A 1,681-nucleotide genomic window follows, 5' to 3' on the forward strand; every position below is an offset into this window, starting at 1 on the left:
TTAAAATTAACCCTTTTGTCGAGATATAGCTACCGAAGGTTTTGTTCAACATCGGTTTTGCGTCAGGCGGGGTGACGTGCAAACTTGGAGCTTTGTGCTTCGTATCAAGTGTAGTGCTGGTTGACAGTTTTGTGCTTCGAAACCCGCCCGAACGCAAAGCCCCGAAACGTTGGCGGCTACTTTAAAGAAACAAGACAAAGGAGATAATTATGATAAACACAGCGATTCGCTTCGATGACCTAATCAAAAATCATATTAGTCTATTTTTAAAAACACACGGTTTTAAAAAGAAAAATTTAAATTATTTAGATTTCGGCAACGAGGTTTCATTCATAATTAACTTTCAAAAAAGTCATGGTTGTAGCTGGGAAGAAAATATGTTTTATATTCATTACGGCTTTTTCATTCCAGAACTTAGAAAAAACAATGAGCAGTTAAAAACTATTTGGGAGTGTGACAATTCGTACAATATTTTGCCTAATGCAGAATTTCAAGACACTTACAGAGGTTTTTTTTCAATAAAAGAAAATACTGATATTGGCAAACTAAGTGATTTCATAATTAAAGAAATACAATTGACTATTTTTCCCTATTTTGAAAGGAATAAATCATTAGACGATGCAATTTCATTCATCTTGGAGATGGGGACAAGAAATGAGCAAGTTTTATTTGAATACTTACTTAGGAACAAAAAATTTTTGGAATTGAGCAGATATTTGAACAGAGTTTTGCAGGCTCGTGCAAAAAAGACTGACGAAGGGAGTATTAGTGCAAATCTACGATATATGACATACTTAGACAATATTTTTAGACCCTATAATATTACTTTACAAGACATAACTGGGTTGCAAGTAAACACATAAGATAAATCACTGAAACTTGCTCGACAAATAAAAGCAGCACCCAATCCCTAAGCTTTCATGGTGGCCAAAAGCCAAGCCATGAAACTTCCGAAAGCGTTCGGGATTGAGCGAAACTCGGGCGGGCGGCCAGCCTGGCGGTGAGTGCTCACCAAACCCGATGGCGCGAACGTCTCGTTCGTGTCTTTGATTATCAGGCTTCCAGCCTTGCATTTTCCCTTCCAAGGCTAGAAGCCTCGGAATAGTGAGCACGAGCGATACGCCCGCGCTATCGTAGGTTTTGACACAATGGCAGGTGATGTGGTTCATTGAACTTTTTTCCCGATGGCGCGAACGTCTCGTTCGTGTCTTTTATTATCAGGCTTCCAGCCTTGCATTTTTCCCTTCCAAGGCTAGAAGCCTCGGAATAGTGAGCACGAGCGATACGCCCGCGCTATCGTAGTTTTGACACAATGGCGGGTGATTTGGTTAATTGAGCATTTTTCCCGATGGCGCGAACGTCTCGTTCGTGTCTTTTATTATCAGGCTTCCAGCCTTGCATTTTTCCTTTCCAAGGCTAGAAGCCTCGGAATAGTGAGCACGAGCGATACGCCCGCGCTGTCGTAGGTCTTCAGAATCCCTTTGCTTTAGCTTTTAATAAAACCTGCTTCTGTGTAGCTTTGCTACATGAATCCCCACAAAAAACAATCCGCACAATACGACAAGATTTTCAAAGAAAATATCGAAGCTGTAATTTCAAGCATCATGCAAAATGTGCCGCACGGATTTCTATGGTTTATGCAAGCGTGCGAGTATAATTTTTGTCATATTTTTGCTGGTGA

2 protein-coding genes are annotated in these 1,681 nt (G+C 40.5%); one reads left to right on the forward strand and one right to left on the reverse strand.

Annotated elements, in window-relative coordinates:
• The first annotated feature begins 209 nt into the window (after positions 1–209).
• Complete coding sequence (locus AC23N5_RS31350) at positions 210–863, forward strand: DUF4304 domain-containing protein (protein ID WP_487758551.1); 654 nt, start codon at positions 210–212, stop codon at positions 861–863.
• A gap of 6 nt (positions 864–869) precedes the next feature.
• Here AC23N5_RS31350 and AC23N5_RS31355 read toward each other — a convergent pair whose 3' ends face one another.
• A complete protein-coding gene (locus tag AC23N5_RS31355) occupies positions 870–1,169 on the reverse strand; it encodes a hypothetical protein (RefSeq protein ID WP_487758552.1) in 300 nt (99 codons plus the stop codon).
• Positions 1,170–1,681 lie beyond the last annotated feature (512 nt).

The sequence above is a fragment of the Runella sp. R5_40 genome (genome assembly GCF_057652295.1).